This window comes from Thalassotalea crassostreae, assembly GCF_001831495.1.
GTDB classification, from domain to species: Bacteria; Pseudomonadota; Gammaproteobacteria; order Enterobacterales; family Alteromonadaceae; genus Thalassotalea_A; species Thalassotalea_A crassostreae.
This window is the reverse complement of sequence record NZ_CP017689.1, coordinates 1766157-1782755: the sequence shown is the minus strand read 5'-3', so window position 1 is coordinate 1782755 and position 16599 is coordinate 1766157. Positions and strand designations below refer to the sequence as shown.

Below are 16599 nucleotides of genomic sequence, written 5' to 3'. Positions count from 1 at the left end.
GTAATAGAGTAACAAAATGACCACGATTTACGGCATACATAATTGCGACACAGTAAAAAAAGCACTTAAATGGCTTGAAAACGAAAACATAGATTACACCTTCCACGATTTAAGAAAAGATGGCTTAAGCCAAGACCAACTAAATAAATTTTTTGATGCCGCTAATATTGAATTACTAATCAATAAACGCAGCACTACATACCGTAGTTTGGATGAATCGATTAAAAACGATCTCACTCAAGCATCAGTGAATAACTCTGTACTTGAACAACCTACTCTTTTAAAGCGCCCTTTGCTTGTTATTAACGATCAATTACACCTTGGATTTAAGCCAGCACAATATCAAGAGATTTTTAGCTCATGAGTTCTTTAAGTCCAGTTATCGAATTAACTAAAGAGTTAATTTCAAGAAAGTCTGTCACTCCACTCGATGAAGGTTGTCAGCAATTAATGGGTGATCGCTTAAACACAGCAGGCTTTACACTCGAATCAATGGTTTTCGAAGATACGACTAACCTTTGGGCACGAAGAGGCACTGAACATCCGGTATTTTGCTTTGCTGGCCATACCGATGTAGTTCCTGCGGGTCCATTAGAAAAGTGGTCGACACCACCGTTTGAACCGACGATTAAAGATGGCTGGTTATACGGTCGCGGTGCGGCTGATATGAAAGGTTCTTTAGCTGCAATGGTCGTCGCTACTGAACGATTTGTTGAAGATCATCCCGACCACAAGGGATCAATAGCTTACCTAATAACTTCAGATGAAGAAGGTCCGTTTATTAACGGTACAACAAGAGTGATTGATACTCTAGAAGCACGAAATGAGAAAATTGACTGGTGTATTGTAGGTGAGCCATCGAGCACCAATAAATGCGGAGACATTGTCAAAAATGGTCGTCGAGGCTCCATTACTGGAGATTTAACCGTTAATGGCGTGCAAGGTCATGTTGCCTACCCACACCTAGTGAAAAATCCAATTCACATGGCAGCGCCGGCACTTGCCGAACTTAGCCAAGAATTATGGGATAATGGTAACGACTACTTCCCGCCTACAAGTTTTCAATTGTCCAATGTTAACTCAGGTACTGGCGCAACAAATGTCGTACCAGGCGAGTTACATGCAATTTTCAATCTAAGATACAGTACTGAAATTAACGACGATATAATTATCGATCGTGTTTATTCTATTTTAGACAAACACCAACTTGATTATGAAATAAAATGGACCTTTAACGGCAAACCTTTTATCACTGAACCAGGTTTATTACTGTCTTCGGTAGTCGATGCAGTAAAAGAAACCAATGGCGTGACCTGTGTACCATCAACATCGGGAGGCACTTCTGACGGACGTTTTATCGCACCAACTGGAGCGCAAGTCGTTGAGCTTGGTCCAACGAATGCCACTATCCATAAAGTTAATGAAAGTGTTAACTGCGAAGATTTAGAAGATTTAGTCGAAATGTACTATCTCATTCTGAAAAAGATGCTGACTTAAGCGTTAGAGTGAATTTAGATGAAAGTAACCGCTCAACAAATAACAGGACAGTGTGATGACCATATTCATTACTTCAGTGATGCGTTGGGGATCCATAAGGATATGGTTGCGGCTTGGGAGAAGTTCACCCAAGCCGCAGCGAAAGACGGTTTTAAATTAGCCATTGTCAGTGGCTTTCGTAATTTCGAACGTCAGCTCGCTATCTTTAACGGTAAACTGGACGGCTCGAGAGCCGTTACCGATATCAATAACCAAACAGTAGAACTAGCGACTTTACCAGTGGCTGAGAAGCTCGATGCAATATTGTTATTCTCAGCATTGCCTGGCGGCAGTCGCCATCATTGGGGCTGTGATATTGACGTTTATGATCCAGAACTTATCAGCAAGCAAGAACTCGCTTTAGAGCCTTGGGAATATGAGCAAGGTGGGCCGCTGTATAAATTAAATAAATGGCTTGATAATAATATGCAAGAATATGGGTTTTACCGCCCCTATGATAGCTATCGAGGTGGCGTCGCAGCTGAGCCTTGGCATCTTTCTTATCAACCTGTTGCAAAGCATTTTGAACAACAATTAACTCTAAACGTTATTAATGAGTGTTTAAGTACAAGCAAGATTGAATGTAAAGATGATATAATCGCTAACCTCGAACAGATATATCGTAAATACATCATTAATGTAGGAAGTATTTAAATGGAAACTTGGGTCATTGTCGTTGTTATATTTCTAGCAATTGGCGCAATTATTGGTAACTTATCAATGCTCAAACGCAGCGCACACCCGATGCGCCGTAAAAGTTTAAATGATTTGGAAGAGACACTACCTCGCTCTGGCGACCGCCGTAAGGAACAAATGGAAAAACAGCGAAAACAACGTCAAGAAAACCGATAGGCAAATTACATTTCAAAAGATAAAGTCAGATAGTTAGAGCTATCCGAGCACTTAACGACTATCGTGAATTGCTTTTAGCTTAACCAACAACTGGCAAGTAACTTTTAACTGGTGTTGGTAAAATTTTAAACATCAATACCCTACTGCGATGCCAAAATGCTGATAACATCAATAAGGCGCTACCAATGATCACTCCGGTCAATGCAAAACTGTAATCTAATCCACCAAATACTTCTAATAGGTTAGAGATCGCATACAATACATAAATTAACGACGACACCATAAACGCACGTCTATCAACCGCGACCGAAATCATAGTCATCAACAAATAAAGTAGTATTACCAGAGACATACCACCAACAGTAGCACTACCGTCGAAAATACCAAGCGAAGAAAATACCGGGTGAATGATTAACGGCGCAGACAATAAATGAAGCCAAAATGCTACATCAGAACGTCGTGTCGTGCGCGTTGTATCCGAGGAATCCCAATACATCGCAAAAGCAAAAGTACAAACACCTAAAACAAATGCTAGGGTCCAAATCCAAGTGATCGATGCAGGCACGTTGGATAGAACAATGGCAATTATCAAAGCAATCAAAGAAGCTGCGCCTGCGGCGACAGTGATAGGCACATGAAAACGTTGCCAATGTAACCAAGCAGCAATTGCAGATACACCAGCAGCTAAACTTATTACCCATGGTTCAGGGTTTGCTGACGTTAACATAAATATTGTGCTAGCAAATGTACCACCGACAAATGTTAATAACAGTACTATAGCGGGTAATGCCATTTTACGTTGACGGACAAAAAACTCAGCTAAGCCCCAAGAAATCGCGGTAAATATTATGGTAGATAACGCCGGTCCAAGGCCATTTAATACCCATAAAGCAGAAATCAATAGCAAACCACAAGCGATAACGACGAAAATATCGTTAAAGCCAGAAATCAGTCTAAAATTTTCTTCATCTACAATTGGTGAGTTTTTAGTACTAGAAATATACTGACGAAAATCATCAACCGACTGCTTACTGAAAATGCCTTTTTCCACTGCATTGTCTAAATCTTCATTGCTATACATGTTCTATTACTCGTTCAAATTAACGTTCTCTTGATTAAACTTAGCATATCAATGTGTTATTAGGTGAAACAGACATAAATTATTACACTTGTTCAATTATCTAACTTTACGATAATTGATTAGAAGTTAGATTAAATTTACATTTAGTGTTATGAATAATGTTATTGCTAAATAATTGCTGCTCTTAAAATAAAAATAAAGAGAAAAGTATGGATATCAAAAAAGTTATTGCTCAGTATGACCCAACTAATCCTCTGTCAAAAGCGTCAACCCCACCTAGCCTATGGTATACCGAGCCAGAGATAGCAAAACTTGAGATAGATACCGTGTTTAGCAATAACTGGCTAATTGCTGCTCGTATCGACCAGTTAGCCAAAAACGGCGACTATGTTGCTACCGAAATCGCCAAACAACCAATAGTGCTGGTAAAAGGCGAATCGATAAAAGCTTTTTACAATGTCTGTCGTCATCACGGTGCACAAGTTATGGAAACAGGCACTGGCTGTACTCGCGCCCTTACCTGTCCTTATCATGCTTGGAGCTACAAACTAAATGGCAATCTCTGTTCAACCCCCAAATTTGATGGTGTTGAAAATTTCAATAAAAGTGAAAACGGTTTAATCGAAGTAAGATGCGAAGTGTGGCAAAAGTGGGTATTTGTTTGTCTTAACGACAATGCACCATCATTAACAGAATTCTTAGGCAGTCTAAATAGCGAAATCAGTGCATTACAACCGGAATCAATGAGCTTTCACCAACGCGTGAGTTACCAGTTAAACTGCAATTGGAAAGTCTATGTCGATAATTATCTTGATGGTGGTTATCACGTGCCGATCCTACATAAAGGTTTAAACAGTGCTCTTGATGGCAAATTGTATAAAATCGAAACTAAAGATAGGTTTTGTCTGCAATCTTGCCCAACCAAAAAAAGAGATAACGAATTCTCTAACGTTCGCACAGGTACCGCTCGTTATTACTGGCAATATCCAAACTTAATGCTGAATTTATATGACGGTATTATGGGGATTATGATTGTTGAACCGATCAGCGTCGATAAATGTGTGGTTATTTTTGACTATTTTTTTGACAACAGTAACCCTAAGTTTACCGCCGAATTTAGAGATAACAGTGTAACGGTCGCCAATAAAATTCAAGATGAAGATACCTATGTATGTGAATCAGTGCAACGAGGTTTAGCATCAAAAGGTTATGATACTGGTCGATTGTCGGTTGAAAAAGAAGCTGGTGAACACCTTTTTCACAAATTACTGTTCACAGATTTAAGCAGCTAGTATACCTGCAGCTATCGCTATAATTTCGCTGCTGAATTAGCTCTCATTTTTCGTTTTTCGTTTTTCGTTTTTCGTTTTTCATAAGCGTAGAGCGGAATGCCGATTAGCATTAAAGTTGTGCCCCAGAACAATGTTTCTGCGCCCATATTCAAAATAATCCATGATGAATATACCGTTGCAATAAACGCGACCACCATATCGATCACAGAAATTTTTACCGCCTGAATTTTTAATAACTTTATGTTCGCGAATGAACATATCAGATAAGGAAAGACTGAGGCTAACGTTGATAGAAGTATGATAAACGTAAATTGTTCAGTCATTTTTTGGTTAAAATTCATCAATACCAATACAGAGACTAAAAATGAGGAAATAACCACACCTTTTGCTGGCACACCGTTTTTAGAACGTTCTGAAAACACTTTGGGAAACAGCCCACCTTTAGAGGCAGACATCGCAATTTGGCCAACACATAAAGTCCAGCCATTAAGTGCGCCAAAACATGAGATAACAGCAACTGCGGCAACCGCATAATATGCCCAATCCCCCCAAAGAATTGCTGCAGCATCTGCAAATGGTGCATTAGATTGTGCTAAAACGCTGGGTTCTATTAATCCAAAAATCGCTATCGTTCCTGGGATATATAACGATGCAGCGATTAATGTGCCATACACTGCAGCTTTAGGTACATTGGTTTCAGGCTCATCAACTTCGCCGGCAGCATTGTTGGCAGATTCCATTCCTAAAAACGCCCAAAGCGTTAAAACTGCTGTCGAAGAAATAGCAGACAGATCTGACTCTGCACTTAAATTAAAAGGCGTAAAGTGTGACACATTTATATAAAACAGTGCCACTATGACGATGATAAACATCGGTATGACTTTAAGTAACGTACTGACAACTTGTACATTGCCAGCAGCCTTAACTCCTTGTAAGTTGATCAACACTAAAAACCAAACAAACCCTATTGTCACTGTTGCTGCTAGTACATTGCTTTCGCTTAGCATTGGAATAAACACCGACAAATAGCTTACCAAAGCGATCGCGATAGCAGCATTAGCAGTAAACACACAGATCCAATAGCCCCACGCAACCAGAAAACCAATAAAATCCCCAAACATGGCTTGTGAGTAGATGTAAGGCCCGCCAGACCCTTTAATTTTTCCGGCTAAGTTAGCAAACATATAGGCTAAAGCAATAGCGCCAATAGCCGAAACAGCCCAGCCCCAAAGGCTTACTCCACCGTATAATGCCAATGACGCAGGTAACAAAAATATGCCACTACCAATCATATTTCCGGTAACTAAGGAAGTTGCCGCCAACAGCCCTAATGGCTTTTTAGCAATTTTAGATGCTCTAGTTTTAGCATTGTTTGAAGTATTTGAAATGAACTCTGAATTTTTTGACATAAAGCCGGAAACTATTGCTTAGTATATTTATTGTACATTTACACTAGCAATAAAAAAGGTTCATCGCGCCTTACCGGGAAATGCAGCTTTTATCTTTAAGAAAAAGTATTCTGAATCTCGATATCCATAGGCCATCCTTTTTATTAGTTTGATTTTATTATTCATACCTTCAAGTGTGCAGGTGTTTAATCGATATTTAGCAGATGAAACAATGCCATGAATGTATGGCTTTAGTTTGCGAGCAAAGTCTAACAGTGGTTTGAGCTTGCTATCCTGAACTTGCTGCCACCATACTTCCCATAGGCTTTGTGACTGTTCAATTGATTCGCAATACCATAGCTCTTTGAGTTGTTCACCAAGAATGTACGCTGTCATCAGGTCTTTGTTCATAGCTAATAAGGTATCTAGATGGTTTTCTTGTCCAGCCGTTAGATTCTCTCTGTTTTTAAGTAATACCCAGCGAGAGCGTTTTACCCATTTTCTCGCTTTCTTGTCATGCTTGAGCTTATTGGCTTGGTCAATACGAACCCTGTCGATGACTTCTCGGCCATACTTCGCCACAACATGAAATAGGTCATAGACTATCGTAGCGTTGGGACAGTGCTGTTGAACCTCCAAATCAAAGGCTGTATTCATATCCATCGCGACTGCTTCAATGTTTTTGCAATGCTCGCCAAGCATTTCAAAAAAGGGCCTAATTTGTTTGCGGCTACGCCCTTCACCAATCCACAACACTTGATATGTGTCAGCGTCCACAATAACGGTTGCGTAGCGATGACCTTTGAAAACTGCGAACTCATCCATGACCAGCTTCGTGATGGATGACCAGTCAGGCCCCTTAACCTCTCTAGCTAATCGTCGTTTATCGATTTCTTTTATCGTATGCCAATGTAGGCCTGTGTGCTGAGAGATATGCTTGATTGGTAATACTCTAAGCAAGCCTTCTACATAATTTCTTAGTCTGGCGGTCATCCGAGAATGAGGCTCTAGCCATTGAATTTCTTCAGTGATAACGCCACATTGAGGACAATTTATGCGACGAGTAAGTACGTTAAGTCTCACTCGATGATTAAGAAAGTTGGCATCATTAATCGTTCGCCAGGTTGAATCATGAACGGAATTACATTTAAGCCCGCAATGACAACGTCCGTCCGAGCTTGGTTCAAGGGTAAAAGTGACAAGTGAATCAGTTTTTTGAGTTTGGGTTACATTAAACCCTTCCCAGAATTGAGATAAGAAAGTAAAATCGGTCATAGAAACGGTGTTTGTTATTAGTTTTGGTTTGGCGATTAAAACTTTACAACTTACACCGTTTTTTTTTCAACTATTTTTTATTTCCCGCTAATATGCGATGAACCATAAAAAAGCGGCATGGCGAATATAATTCACCATGCCGCTTTCTATGTATTGGCTACTTCATTTGTTTTTCGCTATAAACGTATCACCCGAGCTCTAAAAGACTTACCTTTCATCTTGCCGCGTTCTAATTTTCTCAATGCAGTTTTTAATACTTTACTATTTACCGCCACATACGAGCGAATCGCAGTAACTTTCATTTTACCTACGTCTTTACCTGCCACACCATTTTCTGATGTTAGTGCGCCAAGAATATCACCTGGTCGTAGCTTTTGCTTTTTACCACCATCAATTTGAATAGTGGTCATAGGTGCTGACACTGGTTTTTTGCTTAAAACGCTCATATCAGGTAAGGCTTCATTAACGATCGTTTGCTCTAAATAATCTTCAAGAAGTGCAATCTTGTAGCCTTCACTGTCATTGTGTAATGAGCAGGCATAACCTTTAGCGCCAGCTCGACCAGTACGGCCGATTCGATGCACGTGCACTTCAGTGTCTAGCGCAATATGATAATTTACCACCATATCTAAATCGTCAATATCTAAACCACGGGCTGCGACATCAGTAGCAACTAACACGGTTATGCTTTTATTGGCAAAACAAATAAGCGCTTGATCGCGCTCACGTTGGTCTAAGTCACCATGTAAAGCAATAGCATCAAAACCATAATTTATTAGCTTATCGGCAACACTTTGAGTTTCTTTCTTGGTGTTACAAAACACGACACAAGACGAAGGCTCTTTTTCCAGTAATAATAACCGTAATGCCATTAATCGTTCATCATTGTCATCAACTTTGAAGAAATGCTGAGTAATGGTCGAGTGATCGTGAGTTGATTCCACTTTTACCATCACAGGATCACGCATAATACGTTGTGATATCTGTTGAATCTTTGCAGGATATGTCGCGCTAAATAGTAATGTTTGTCTGTCTTTAGGAGTAAAGAATACGATATTATCTATCGATTTTTGAAAGCCCATCTCTAACATACGGTCGGCTTCATCAAGCACTAGCATATTAAGTTCTTCTAAATTAAGTCTGCCCTTTTCTAAATGCTCTTCAATTCTACCTGGCGTGCCAACAATGATGTGAGCGCCATGTTCTAGTGAGCCAATTTGCGGGCCAACCGGCGCTCCACCGGTAAGCGTCAGTACCTTAATATTATGAATGCCACGGGCAAGTGTGCGAATTTCTTTTGCTACTTGGTCGGCCAACTCACGAGTTGGACACAAGACTAACGATTGCACACGAAATCGTTTTACGTTGAGTTTTTGCAATAAGCCTAAACCGAAGGTTGCCGTTTTTCCTGAGCCAGTTTTACCTTGGCCGATGACGTCTTTGCCGTTAATTATCTCTGGCAAACTATCCTGTTGGATCGCTGTCATATCATGGTAGCCAAGAGAATCTAAGGTATGTAATAGTTCAGGCTTAAAATCTAAGGTAGAAAACTTAGTGGTTTGCAAGAGGATATCCTTTTAGGTAATGACGAAAAACGCGCGCATTGTTTCAAACTGATAGCATTAAATCTAGTGCAAAACGATGATATTACTACTTATTTAACATTTTAATCAGCGATGTGAATCGACCCAAGCTAGTACATCGCTATAGCGATAGTGTTCAAATCGTGCAAAACCTGGCACTTGGCGAACTTTCAAACGGGTAAATAATGGCGTAGTCAGGCCACATAAGAATCTAGCGATCATGATAGCAGAGCTATGTTCGCCTAGTTTTTCATTGATTGGCAAACACACTTCATTGAAATTGAAATTAGTTAACTCAACAAGCATTGGTACAGCGGGCATTCTTGCTACTTCGCCTTGACATACCGAACAATGGGCGCAACTTTGTTGTAATTGATAGTCGGCAAAGTACTCTGCCATCTGCTTAGTCAAACACTGATCACTGGTAAAAAAGTTCAGTAATCGATGAATACGATCGATTTCACTTTGTTCTTTGTCAATAAAGCGACGATAAATGCGTTCACTTAATTGTGCTTGATCATGCTGTCCACGATTGACCTTAAATACTTCGGTCATCTGCTTGGTTTGTAATTCGATATACCCTTGTTGCTCAAAGTATTCTATGGCAGCAATGACTCGGGAGCGCTCGCTTGGGTAATGTTCATTGAGTCTATCAAAATTAATGCTATACCAAATTTTGGCTTTATCAGAAGAATTTAATAACGCTCGAACAAACTGCTGACGTTCACCGCTAAAGGTGTCGATTAGCTCTGTCTCGCTGCGCTGTAACTTAAACTTATAATCGGCATAATAACTGTATGCAGGCTTTACTAAGCCAACTAATTCTAGATAAACTAACAGCGTTTTTAAGGTCAAGATTCGAATATTAGAATCCCTTGATAACGCGTTTAGCATTACTTCAAATTGCCCCTGATTAGTGCTAGCTTGATTAGTCACCTCATTGAGCACATAAGCAATCGCCTGTGGCTCTGGCGTGTCACCATAAACAAAGTTTTCCAACACATTCAAATTATCGCCATTAGCTAATACTAAGCAATCAGCAGCGTCGCCATCGCGCCCTGCACGGCCGATTTCCTGCGCATAGTTCTCTATCGACTTAGGAAGATCAAAATGAACAACAAAACGAATATCACTTTTATCGACGCCCATTCCAAAGGCAATAGTCGCGACTATGATATTAATTTGTCCGCTCATAAACCGTTGTTGTATCGAGGCTCTAATGTCACTATCCATACCTGCATGATATGCACTTACGTTTAATCCTTGCTCTGATAATTGTTGTGCAACTTGCTCAGCAGTTTTTTGTAAGGTTACATAAACGATCCCTGATAAACCTTGTTTGGGCTGCAACCATTGGCTAAGAAAATTCACTTTAGCTTCACTGCGAATACCGGTAACAGCCAAATTTAGGTTGGCGCGGTAAAATCCTGTGGTAACTATGTTTTCCTTGGCAATAGCAAATTTTCTGCCCATATCCTCAATAACTTGTTCAGTAGCCGTGGCAGTAAGTAATAAGGTTTGATGGATATTAAATTGCTTTTGATAACTCGGTAATTTTAGGTAATCAGGTCTAAAGTTGTGCCCCCATTCAGATATACAATGAGCTTCGTCAACAACCAACAATGAAATTTCAATGCCTTGTAAGAATTGTCGAAAGCGTTCATTATTTAATCGCTCTACAGATATCATTAATATTTTAATACGGCCATCGCGAACGTCTTGCATCACTTGCTGACCTTGCTCTCGCGACTGACTAGAATCAATGCTTGCCGCGGCAATGCCTTTGTTTTTTAGAAACTGCAATTGATCTTGCATTAACGCCAATAAGGGCGACACCACAAGTGTGAGATTAGGTAAGGCAATAGCCGATAACTGATAACATAATGACTTACCAGAGCCAGTTGGAAATATCGCTGCACTGCTGCTGCCTGATAAGATGGTATCAACAACCTGCTGTTGACCCTGACGAAATTCGTTAAATCCAAAATAAGATTTTAGAAGCTGTAAAGATGTATTCATATGCCTACCTATCGTTAATCCGTTAACACATTAAGTATGTAATAAGATACCGACTTTGCAATTGACCCGTTTGGAGATTATAAAAGTGAAATTTAGGGCGTGTTAAGGTAGTATATTGCCACAAAACTCTCCACATTATTAATAAACTTGATGCAAATAATTTCACCGCAACAATATACCGCCAGTCCATGGAAAAATGGCAAGGGCGAAACCATCGAACTCGCCATAAGCGATAACTCAAGTTTGGCAGAGTTTAGTTACCGTTTAAGTATTGCTACGGTTAGCGAAAACGGCTTGTTCTCTAATTTCAATAACTTACAAAGAAACTTATTTCTATTATCGGGCAATGGCATCGTGCTAAAACATCAACATCCGGTGTCTAAAAATAATACTGAAGATCGGTTAGTAAAATTACTTAGTGTGGCAAAGTTCGATGGCGGTTTACGCACTGACGGTATTTTAGTTGACGGCACCATTACCGATTTTAATGTCATGCATAATCCAACTAAGTATCACGGTGACATTTATAGTATTGATCGTTTTATCAATGTTGAAATCAAAGTTTGTGATATATGCTTTATTTACGCTGTTGATGATATTGAACTAGTGAATTTGAACGACCAAACAAGCAGTAAAATAACTAAGCATCACCTAGTAAAGTTAAGCAACGTAAAAAGTAATCAATTTCAACTTAAAGCGACAAGCGCTATTGTTGTGCAATTGACTTTAATACTTTAGTACTTTAATTAAACAGCTAACGTAATTAGCCTGAGAAAGCTGGGTGATAAGTGACCACACCGAACTCACTAACGTTTTCGCCGTTTAAGTTAAGCGCCATAAAATATTGTGCAGGAACACCTTCAAGTATCAATTCTGCATAGTTTCTAAAACCAAAACGTTGGTAATATTCGGGCTCACCAAGCAATACAACTGTACGGCCGCCAATACTCTTTATCCTTTCTAACCCTGCTTCGATCAATGCTTTACCAATCCCTCGTCCTTGCTTTGATGGCAACACAGTTACCGGCGCTAATCCAAAATACTGCTTATCCTGACCGTCGACAAGTACTTTTGAAAAAGCAATATGACCAACAATATTATTATCTTCGACTGCCACTAAGGAGACCGTTAACCCATCATCTTTTCGTAATTTATCAACGATAAACTGTTCTTTATTATCGGAAAATGGATGACCAATAAATGCTTGTTCAATAACATCAAAAATTTGCTGATGTTCATCTATTTTTTCATTTCGTATTTTCATATAATTTATTTACTTATTTATGTTAATCATTTGTTTCATCACTCTAATTATATGGTATTGTCGATACATGTAAAAAATAATCAATTGTTTTACAAATCTACGAACAATAATTGAAAGATAAGGTCGAAAAATGAGCGAACCAAAACGCGATGTCACGTTAAGATTTTTAGCCGAGCCGCAAGATGTTAATTTTGGTGGTAAAGTACATGGTGGAGCGGTTATGAAATGGATCGATTTAGCCGCTTATGCTTGTTCAGCTGGTTGGAGTGGTCGTTACTGTGTCACCGCTTATGCTGGTGGGATTCAATTTGTCGCGCCGATCCATGTCGGCAACTTAGTAGAAGTGTCGGCAAAAGTTATTTACACAGGAAAATCGTCAATGCACGTTGCAATTGAAGTTAATGCTTGTGATCCTAAATCGCTCAATAGACGTCATACCACTCACTGCATAGTGATTATGGTTGCAGTTGATGAAAGTGGTCATCCAATAAATATACCGCAATGGGTACCTGAAACCGATGAAGATAAAAAGCAACATCAAACAGCGATAAAATTAATGGAAATGCGCAAGCAGATCAGCGAAGAGATGCAAATTTATATTCCTAAGAATAAATAGCTAATTTGTTTTTTACTCAATTTTGTTATTAGTTGTCGTTGCAGCTAAACAACATAATTCTTTATCTAGCGACAGAAAACACATAACTAATTCTGTGTTTTCTGTTTTACTAAATCAATAAACCAGTGATAACGAACTGGCAATTTCCTATGTTGTTTGTATACCACATAGAGTTTATCAATGATCGGGTTAGATAATTTCGCTATGGTTAATTTATCGGTAGCTGCAAATTGGCTTACTGCATACTCTGGTAAAACGGTAAAGCCTAGACCTAACACCACTGGCTCCAAAATTTGCGTTAACTGATTAATAAAGCCCTTTTCTTTAATTTGCTCCATCGTCGAAAACTGTTCACTAAAATTTGCCGCGAGTACTCTTGATGCGTAATGATGGCCATCAGGGTGATTGATAAATCCCAAATGTGCTAATGCGTCGTAATCGACGTTTTCACGCTGTGATTTAGGCAATACTAATCGTAGCTGCTCTTTGCCAACTTCCTCATAAACAAGCTCAGTTTCATCATGTTTCTGGGTAACAATACCAAGGTCAATCTCATTATTAAGAATTTGCTGTGTAATAGCATGATTAGGTTGCGCTCGAACACTAAACCTAAGGCCGCTATGTTTAGCTTGTCTAGCTAAACAGTCTTTATAGATAAGCATAGCAAGCGAACCCGAACAGGATATTTTACATTCCCCTTCCGTTTCGCTATCTGTTTGCAATGAACTAAGAGTTTCTGACTCGATTTTAGCTAGCTGCTTTCCATGCTGATATAACTTGGTACCCGCTTCCGTTAATTCAAATCTTTTACCAATACGCTGTAACAAAACAACGCTAAGTTGTTGTTCCAATTTTTTAATGTGCTGCGACACGCCAGGCTGAGTCATATATAACGACTCAGCTGTTTTGGTAAAATGCCCTGTTTCGACTAGCCTTAAATAGGTGTTTAGCCAAACATGATTAATAGACAGGTTAGAATTCATAAGCTCTCATAACTGTTAATCCTATAACAAATAATTATCATTTTTATAAAGTTTAATAAATAAACATTCAAAATGATAGCACTTAAAATAACCCAAAAAGGAATACACAATGACCCCATATCCTCGTACATTTTCCCATATAGGTATATCGGTTCCCGACTTAGAGAAGGCGGTAAAATTTTATACTGAAGTATTAGGCTGGTACTTAATTATGCAACCTACCGTCATTACAGAAGATGACAGTGCTATCGGAGAAATGTGTACCGATGTTTTCGGCGCTGGTTGGGAACACTTTAGAATTGCGCATTTATCAACTGGAGATCGAATCGGCGTTGAATTATTTGAATTTAAGAACCAAGAAAATCCCGAAGACAATTTCGAATATTGGAAAACAGGTATATTCCATTTTTGTGTACAAGATCCTAATGTTGAAGATCTTGCAGAAAAAATCGTAGCCGCTGGCGGTAAGTACAGAATGAAAAAACCACGTTATTACTATCCTGGCGAAAAGCCATACCGAATGATTTACATGGAAGACCCGTTTGGCAATATACTGGAAATATATAGTCATTCTTATGAATTGCACTATGCTAGCGGTGCATACACAGGTTAATTTAGAACAGATGTATCTTAATTTAAACTAGCTTCAGTGGTGGCGATTTGTTGAATTTTATTGACAATAGCCATCACTCCATTCCCTCTCGATGGGCTTAAATGCTGCATCAAACCTAATTGTTGAAAATAGCTGTCAATATCAAAGCTTAAAATTTGCTCAGCAGTTCTACCTTGATAGATAGATAATATTATTACCATCAATCCACGAATAACTTTGGCATCACTATCTGCAATAAAAGATAAATTGTCATTGTTTTTCTGAGTTTGGATCCAAGCCTTTGACTCACAACCACTGATTAAATCGTCATCATCGCGTTGTTCTTTCGACAATCTAGGTAATAGCTTACTCAATAACATGATTTCACGATGTTTTAAGTCCCAAGATTTTGCTTTAGCAAACTTGTTAAGGATCTCTTCGCTAGTTACAAAGGTAGATTCGGCGACAGAACTAACCGTGCTCTCATTGACACTAGCGGCATTAGCATGGTTATCAGCGCTCTCCCCTTGGCAAAACAAGGTGAGTTGTTTGATAAAATAATCTATTTCTTCAAATGTATTATAAGCCGTTGCTGATACTCGAATCGAACCATCAAGGTTAAGACTTTCTAATAACGGCATGGCGCAATGATGTCCACTTCTTACTGCAATACCTTTGCTATCAAGAAAAGTGGCACAATCTTGATGATGTGAATTCTTGAGTGTGAATGAAAACAACGGAATATCAGAACAATCATCAACCAAGAATTGAACATGTTGTAAGGATTGTAATTGTTGAAATAAATATAAATTTAACTGCTGTTCCCAATGCCAAATGGGTTTCATATCCGTTTGATTAAACCATTCCAAAACTGCCAAAAATGACACTACGCCTGCAATATTGGGGGTTCCGGCTTCAAACTTAAATGGTAATTCATTAAATGTTGTAGCTGCAAAACTTACCTTTTTGATCATTTCACCGCCAAATTGATACGGTGGCATTTGTTCAAGTAATTCTTGTTTGCCATAAAGTACGCCAACGCCAGTTGGTCCGTACATCTTATGTGCAGAAAAAATATAAAAATCACAGTCCAAGGCTTGAACATCGATCTGCACATGCGCAACGGCTTGAGCACCATCAATCAAGGTTTTAGCACCATTTTTCTTGGCAATGCTAATCACTTGCTTGATTGGGTTTACCTTGCCGATGACATTAGATATATGGTTAATCGCAACGATTTTACATCGATTGGTGATTAATAATTTTGCTTGTTCAACATCAATAATACCGGTTTGAGTCAGCGGTAAAACAACTAACTTTGCTTTATAAGCTTGAGCGATTTGTTGCCATGGCACGATATTGGCGTGATGCTCAGCAGTTGATATCACAATTTCGTCACCTGCTGAGATAAAGCGACTCGAAAAACTTTGAGCAACTAAATTTATAGCGTCTGTTGAACCTTTCGTCCAAATAATTTCTTTTATGTTTCTCGCATTAATAAATTGCTGTACTTGTTGTCGAGCTCGTTCAAATTTTGATGTAGCTTTTGAACTTAAATAATGCGATGAACGATGCACATTGGCATTAATTTGCTGATAAAACTTAGATGATGAGTCGATCATAACGTTTAACTTTTGTGTGGTCGCTGCATTATCAAAATAAACAAGCTCGCGGCCGCCAACAAGTGTTTGTAATATCGGAAATTTCTTCCTCAAAGAGGAAATATCGAAGTCTTTCATTAACTCTTTTTAAACTCTAACATTATGAATTAAAAAGATTATACCTCAGTAATAGCGCTTTTATGTAGATAAATAAGTGAATTAATTTCAATTAAACATTAGCTTTTTTCTGAGATTTAGCTATAAATAGTGTTACCCGTAAAATAAAGGGGTCTTAACAAAGGATTAATAATGACATTATTTTCATGGTTTTCTGATAACGAAAAAGGAACTCGAGATAAACTTCAGTTAGTAGATAATAGTAAATCTCGACTCAATATAAATAGAAAAGCAATGTGGCCAACAGCTGGAGTTCTAAATAACACACACGCTTTCCAATCGGAAAAAGAAAGCGAAACCACACACTTTGAACGTACTACTATCTTAAATGGTGACTAGA

The 16599-nt window shown here is 38.8% G+C and carries 17 protein-coding genes; 9 read left to right on the top strand and 8 right to left on the bottom strand.

All coding sequences use genetic code 11. From position 1 onward, the window contains the following. Positions 1-16: 16 nt before the first annotated feature. The 4 genes from LT090_RS07655 to LT090_RS07640 are packed head-to-tail and all read left to right on the top strand — an operon-like array spanning position 17 to position 2388. Positions 17-364, top strand: a complete 348-nt coding sequence (locus LT090_RS07655) for an ArsC family reductase (protein WP_068547634.1) — start codon at positions 17-19, stop codon at positions 362-364. After that, positions 361-1497: a succinyl-diaminopimelate desuccinylase gene (gene dapE / locus LT090_RS07650; RefSeq protein WP_068547636.1), complete on the top strand. Its 1137-nt coding sequence runs from the start codon at positions 361-363 to the stop codon at positions 1495-1497. The genes LT090_RS07655 and dapE overlap by 4 nt, the downstream gene beginning before the upstream one ends. 18 nt (positions 1498-1515) lie before the next feature. Further along, complete coding sequence (locus LT090_RS07645; RefSeq protein WP_068547638.1) at positions 1516-2190, top strand: M15 family metallopeptidase; 675 nt, start codon at positions 1516-1518, stop codon at positions 2188-2190. Beyond that, positions 2191-2388, top strand: a complete 198-nt coding sequence (locus LT090_RS07640) for a DUF2897 family protein (RefSeq protein WP_068547639.1) — start codon at positions 2191-2193, stop codon at positions 2386-2388. It abuts the gene before it with no gap. A 79-nt stretch (positions 2389-2467) separates the two neighbouring features. Here LT090_RS07640 and LT090_RS07635 read toward each other — a convergent pair whose 3' ends face one another. Then, complete coding sequence (locus LT090_RS07635) at positions 2468-3469, bottom strand: hypothetical protein (protein ID WP_068547641.1); 1002 nt, start codon at positions 3467-3469, stop codon at positions 2468-2470. Between the two features lie 209 nt (positions 3470-3678). Between LT090_RS07635 and LT090_RS07630 the strand changes: the two genes are divergently transcribed. Continuing rightward, positions 3679-4761: an aromatic ring-hydroxylating oxygenase subunit alpha gene (locus LT090_RS07630; protein ID WP_068547643.1), complete on the top strand. Its 1083-nt coding sequence runs from the start codon at positions 3679-3681 to the stop codon at positions 4759-4761. 17 nt (positions 4762-4778) lie between these two features. Here LT090_RS07630 and LT090_RS07625 read toward each other — a convergent pair whose 3' ends face one another. The 4 genes from LT090_RS07625 to LT090_RS07610 all read right to left on the bottom strand — a co-directional run bounded on the left by LT090_RS07625 (position 4779) and on the right by LT090_RS07610 (position 11026). Beyond that, positions 4779-6170: an amino acid permease gene (locus LT090_RS07625; RefSeq protein ID WP_068547645.1), complete on the bottom strand. Its 1392-nt coding sequence runs from the start codon at positions 6168-6170 to the stop codon at positions 4779-4781. A gap of 60 nt (positions 6171-6230) precedes the next feature. Further along, the gene (locus LT090_RS07620) at positions 6231-7424 is read right to left on the bottom strand and encodes an ISL3 family transposase (RefSeq protein ID WP_083318483.1); all 1194 of its coding nucleotides are present in this window, start codon (positions 7422-7424) and stop codon (positions 6231-6233) included. 176 nt (positions 7425-7600) lie between these two features. Beyond that, positions 7601-8989, bottom strand: coding sequence for an ATP-dependent RNA helicase DbpA (dbpA, locus tag LT090_RS07615; protein WP_068545332.1), 1389 nt, complete (start codon positions 8987-8989; stop codon positions 7601-7603). A gap of 105 nt (positions 8990-9094) precedes the next feature. After that, positions 9095-11026 (bottom strand): RecQ family ATP-dependent DNA helicase, encoded by a 1932-nt coding sequence (locus LT090_RS07610; protein ID WP_068545331.1) that lies wholly within the window; start codon positions 11024-11026, stop codon positions 9095-9097. A 150-nt stretch (positions 11027-11176) separates the two neighbouring features. On the opposite strand from LT090_RS07610, the gene LT090_RS07605 reads away from it, so the two are divergent. Next, positions 11177-11764: a HutD/Ves family protein gene (locus tag LT090_RS07605; protein ID WP_068545330.1), complete on the top strand. Its 588-nt coding sequence runs from the start codon at positions 11177-11179 to the stop codon at positions 11762-11764. Between the two features lie 25 nt (positions 11765-11789). Here LT090_RS07605 and LT090_RS07600 read toward each other — a convergent pair whose 3' ends face one another. After that, the gene (locus LT090_RS07600; protein ID WP_068545329.1) at positions 11790-12290 is read right to left on the bottom strand and encodes a GNAT family N-acetyltransferase; all 501 of its coding nucleotides are present in this window, start codon (positions 12288-12290) and stop codon (positions 11790-11792) included. A gap of 130 nt (positions 12291-12420) precedes the next feature. Here LT090_RS07600 and LT090_RS07595 point away from each other — a divergent pair, with 130 nt between their 5' ends. After that, complete coding sequence (locus tag LT090_RS07595) at positions 12421-12906, top strand: acyl-CoA thioesterase (protein WP_068545328.1); 486 nt, start codon at positions 12421-12423, stop codon at positions 12904-12906. 86 nt (positions 12907-12992) lie between these two features. Here the strand turns inward: LT090_RS07595 and LT090_RS07590 are convergent, their stop codons facing one another. Beyond that, positions 12993-13889: a LysR family transcriptional regulator gene (locus LT090_RS07590; protein WP_068545327.1), complete on the bottom strand. Its 897-nt coding sequence runs from the start codon at positions 13887-13889 to the stop codon at positions 12993-12995. A 109-nt stretch (positions 13890-13998) separates the two neighbouring features. Here LT090_RS07590 and LT090_RS07585 point away from each other — a divergent pair, with 109 nt between their 5' ends. Then, positions 13999-14502, top strand: coding sequence for a lactoylglutathione lyase family protein (locus tag LT090_RS07585; protein WP_068545326.1), 504 nt, complete (start codon positions 13999-14001; stop codon positions 14500-14502). Positions 14503-14519: 17 nt separating this feature from the next. Here the strand turns inward: LT090_RS07585 and LT090_RS07580 are convergent, their stop codons facing one another. Next, positions 14520-16220, bottom strand: a complete 1701-nt coding sequence (locus LT090_RS07580) for a SufS family cysteine desulfurase (RefSeq protein WP_068545325.1) — start codon at positions 16218-16220, stop codon at positions 14520-14522. 171 nt (positions 16221-16391) lie between these two features. Here LT090_RS07580 and LT090_RS07575 point away from each other — a divergent pair, with 171 nt between their 5' ends. Continuing rightward, positions 16392-16598, top strand: coding sequence for a hypothetical protein (locus LT090_RS07575; RefSeq protein ID WP_068545324.1), 207 nt, complete (start codon positions 16392-16394; stop codon positions 16596-16598). Position 16599 lies beyond the last annotated feature (1 nt).